This is a genomic window from Mesorhizobium sp. M1E.F.Ca.ET.063.01.1.1 (assembly GCF_003998155.1).
In the GTDB taxonomy this organism is placed as follows: Bacteria; Pseudomonadota; Alphaproteobacteria; order Rhizobiales; family Rhizobiaceae; genus Mesorhizobium.
Genome location: NZ_RZSC01000530.1, coordinates 1 through 4260 on the forward strand (window position 1 = coordinate 1; position 4260 = coordinate 4260).

5 protein-coding genes are annotated in these 4260 nt (G+C 58.0%); all 5 read right to left on the bottom strand.

Going from position 1 to position 4260, the window contains the following annotated elements:
* On the bottom strand, window positions 1–1151 hold a 1151-nt coding region (locus EOA29_RS27170; RefSeq protein ID WP_127221865.1), incomplete at its 3' end, for a hypothetical protein.
* 10 nt (window positions 1152–1161) lie between these two features.
* On the bottom strand, window positions 1162–1671 hold the full coding sequence (locus tag EOA29_RS27175) for a ParB N-terminal domain-containing protein (RefSeq protein WP_127221866.1): 510 nt from the start codon (window positions 1669–1671) through the stop codon (window positions 1162–1164).
* 458 nt (window positions 1672–2129) lie between these two features.
* Window positions 2130–3044, bottom strand: coding sequence for an ABC transporter permease (locus tag EOA29_RS27180; protein ID WP_127221867.1), 915 nt, complete (start codon window positions 3042–3044; stop codon window positions 2130–2132).
* Window positions 3037–3858 (bottom strand): ABC transporter permease, encoded by an 822-nt coding sequence (locus EOA29_RS27185; protein WP_127221868.1) that lies wholly within the window; start codon window positions 3856–3858, stop codon window positions 3037–3039. The genes EOA29_RS27180 and EOA29_RS27185 overlap by 8 nt, the downstream gene beginning before the upstream one ends.
* A 38-nt stretch (window positions 3859–3896) precedes the next feature.
* The coding region (locus EOA29_RS27190; protein WP_127221869.1) for a TOBE domain-containing protein at window positions 3897–4260 on the bottom strand (364 nt) is incomplete at its 5' end.

Genomic DNA, 4260 nt, shown 5'->3' on the forward strand with positions numbered 1-4260 from the left:
ACATCGGACTCGAGACAACTGCGCCCGAGCAGAAAATAGAGCGCATTATGTCGCGCCGCTGCACGTTTTTGTCGCGGCAGAATCGCCGGAGGAGGCACGAAATCGGCGCCAAACCAAGTCTCAGAAAGTGAAAAGGACATACCGTCGAGGACCACCGCGAATCGACTGTCTCCAAGTTCCTTAACCTCAATTACATTGAAGGCGCTGATCCCGCACTGGTCGAGAAGCGAGCGACCCGGCTGCAGGATGATTGGCAGCCGGTAACGCTCCAAGAAGCCTCGGTCTGCCGGCTCCGCTAGAGCGATCTGGATGACTGCAGCTGCGTGGCGCGAGCCGGCAAGCTCCGGAGCATAAGGATAGCTACCGGGTTTTGGCATACTGGCCCAATGCACGCCTCGACTGTATGCAGCCGGATCGAACCTCTCAAGGTAACGGATGGGATATCCCCCGCCGATATCGATGCCGCCGGGGGGCAGGCCCTGCGCGCAGAGACGCCGTAGAAAAGCGATGGAGGCGCGCAACTGTTCTGCGCGAGTCTCAACTTTGTAATCGTTGATGTGAAAGGAAACACCAATCCGCCCCACCTTGGCCTCTTCAAGTAGCGGCAGACACGCCATCAACTGACCTTCGGTCATCCCGAAACGCGAACCTGGCTCGCTTCTGGGACGGGCCCGGAGGAACAGACTACGGATACTGCCCGCCGTTCCGGCCAATTCAAGAATGCGCTTCAGCTCTTCGATACAGTCGACGTGGATAGCTATCCCATTGCGTATGCACAGACTAACTTCATGATCGGACTTCGCCGGACCGGTCATCGAGATACGCTGCACTGGAACTAGGTTCGCGAAGGCCGAAGTCATTTCGTGAGCCGAAGAAACATCGGCACCAGCGCCAGCCAGAGCGAATGCGCGCAGAAGCGCCGCAGACTTACAGGCCTTCAACGCAAACTGGATCTCACAATCGCCATAGACTGTCCGCAACTCATTCCGCCACTGTAGGTAATTTCGATTGGCTTGGTCTGGAAATACCACGTGCAAGGGCGATCCGAATCCGTCGACCCAAGCAGCTAGTTCGGATCGGCTGTTGAGCAAATCGAGCGTCCACTCGCTGCGTAATGGCTCCGGTTCATCGCCAGAGTATTCCTGGATCATTGATCGTCCCTCATCTCAGGTCGTCCAGATCGACGGAGCAGCTTGGCAGCGCGACCAATTTGTGCCGGATGGTCTTATAGCTCAACGGGACGCCGGAAAGGCCGGCCTGGATAATCCGATCCACAGCAACGGGCCCGGGCTCGGACCAGTAGGTCACATGCAGATTTGGATCATCATAGGAGAGCAATATGCATGGAACAGACGATAGGCTGAGCTCGGTGGCACAAGAATAGCGGTGATGACCATCCATGATCAACAAATGGCGGTGTTCGACCAGCATCGGCCGGGTCCACAGTCCCCTTTTAGCTATCATCTTGGCCAGCGTCCGAGCACGTTCAAAGTTGATTTCCTCTGTCGGTCGCAGCTGACAGACAGGAATTTTGACGATCGTGTAGCTTGATGCTCGTTTTGAGCGCGACAAGGCGTTCTCCTCGCTCATGGGGCCTTTGCTGGTAACTCCGCATAAATCGTGCCAAGAGAAAAAGGCTTGAAAAACAACTTCGGGACCGAACAGGGCCAAGGGTATAACTCACATTTGTCGGACTGCGGACATCGCGGTGCGCGGCTAGACGACCTATTAAAGAGAATGAGCCAGGCTACGCTGGGCTGGCTTGAGCTCGATGACATTCTAGCTGTTCGAGCGCCAGATCTGGCCGCTTGCGTAGGCGGCTGTAGGTGCCTTCATCGGCAACAAAAGCTCCGGCAGAGAGCAGGCCGCGCGCAGTTTCGCCAATCTCGCGGCACCCAACTGTCGGTTTTCACACGCGCATGGGCAATGGCTTTCAAGAACTAGGATGGCGACTCGCTCAACGTTGGACCGAGGAGGCGCTCGACAGCCGAGCTGTGGGGACAGCTTTGTTGGTATCCGGCAATAGAATTGGGGCAGTTGGTTCCCCCGTTCCCATCGCGTGCGCACGGATCGAAACCTGCGGCCTCGGAATTCTGCGCCTGGAACCTCGCCACCACTGTGGTCCCACTTTATTGGCCAATGTGTGCCGCTTGTGTGAGGCCTTGCGCCTCTGGTCTCGGTGGGCCGGTCGGTGATTGATCCCACCGAGCTAGCCTATGTTGCATGCGTCGAGTTCGGGCGACGGCAACCAGAGCGAGACCGATCAATACCGAACCGGTGAGCGTCATCGACGCGACCGCCAGCATCGGTGTAGCGGCAGATCGCAAGGATAGCCACATGAGGACTGGTAGTGTCTGGCTGTCGCGATCCGTCAGGAACAGCGCCATCACGAACTCGTTTAGCGAAATCACGAAAGCGAACAGCGCTGACGAAAAGATGCCCGTAGTGCAGGCGGGTAGTACGACCTCGACAAACACCCGCCACGGACGAGCGCCGAGATCGAGGGCCGCCTCGACGAGGCGCTGATCAACCGTTCGAAAGACGGCCTCCATCAGCAGGAAGACCAACGGCATGGCCCAGAGAGAATGTGCAAGGATGACCAGAAGCGGCGACCCAAAAAGCGATACCCCGAAAACCTGGACCCGACTGAATGTCATCGCGATGCCAAGCCCCAGAACAACGCCGGGCATGAAGAGCGGCAGCATGATGATGAGGTAGAGCACCGACGACCCGCGGATTGTGTTGCGCGTAAAGGCCCATGCAGCTGCGACCCCGGAGCTCGTCGAGAGAACCATGGTTCCGGTTGCTACCAGCAGGCTGTTGGCCAGTGCGGACGTCCATTGCGCGCTTCCTGCGAAATCAAGATACCATTCAAGGGAAAGGTTGCGAATGGGGAAACGCAATTGTTGCCCGGCACTGAACGACATTGCCAGAGTCATCAGGATCGGCAGCAGAATGTAAACCAGGATACTTGCGCCAAAGATGGCTGCTAATATCCGGAGGACGAGGTCTACGCGCAATAACGTCGCAAAAGACCTAGACATGAAAAGACCTCTGTGTCGGCTGGAGCCAGCGGATCACGGCCATCATGCCGGCAATCCCCAGCATCAGCGCCATGGAAAGCGTCGCGGCCATCGGCCAGTGGTGCTTGCTCAACATCTGGTCCTGGATCAGATAGCCGAGCGTCCACAGCGTATCGGGGCCGAGCGCCAGCGGCGTTGCATAGACGCCCATCGTCCAGATGAAGGCCTGCGCAAAGGCTGCAAACAGACCGACGAGCGTTTGCGGCAGGATCACTTCGGAGAACGTTGTGAACGGCGGCGCACCGAGATCGGAGGCGGCTTCCAGCGTGCGCCGGTCGATGCCGTCGAAGACCGAGAGCAGGATGAAGAAGCAATAGGGAAGCGCGACGTAAACGAGACCCACGAGAGCAGCACCTTCGGTGTACATCAAGCTGATCTTGTCGTTGGTCAGGCCGGTCGAAACGACGATGTAGCTTAGCAACCCGTTTTTTGGAAAAATCGTCCACCAGCCGAAGATGATGGCGATCTCGGAAATCAGCATGGGCAGAAGAGCCAAGCCGATAAACATGAAGCGCCATCGTCCCGGCCTCAGCCAGACGAGCAGAGCGAAAGCATAAGCGAGCACGACCGTAAGAATCGAGGCGAAGAACGCCAGCCGGGTCGTGTTCCAGATCACCCCCGCGATCAACGTATCAGACAGGAGCCTGCGATAGTGCTCGAAGGTGACCCCAGCGACATAGGCGGTCTGCGGTTCATGACCGTTGAGACTCATGCGGGCCATGAACAGGGCCGGAACGCCGAAGCAGACGAGCGAGAGCAAGAGCGCCGGTGCCATGACCAACCAGAACCCCAGCGGGCTTTCCCCTGGCCGCTTCACGAGAACACCCGCATCGCCGTATCTTCCCAGCCGACCGTCACACCGTGGCCCGGCTGGAGCCCTAGATTGGCGCAGTGGTCACACACAAGAGATACCTGCCCGGCAACAAGGTGATAGCGCCAGCTGTCGCCGAGGAACTCCAATGTCTCGACGCGCAGCTTCAGATGGTTTGACGCGGTCGCCGCATCTTGGCCCAAATGCAATTGTGCAGGACGCAGATAGAGCCGATGCCGACCTGGTGGCAAAGAGTTGGCAAGGATCAAGCTGAGCGATGCTCCGTCTGCATCACGATATTCATCTCCCGTCACCGTGACCTCGAAGCAGGAACTCTCTCCGACGAAACCGTGCACGAATTCACTG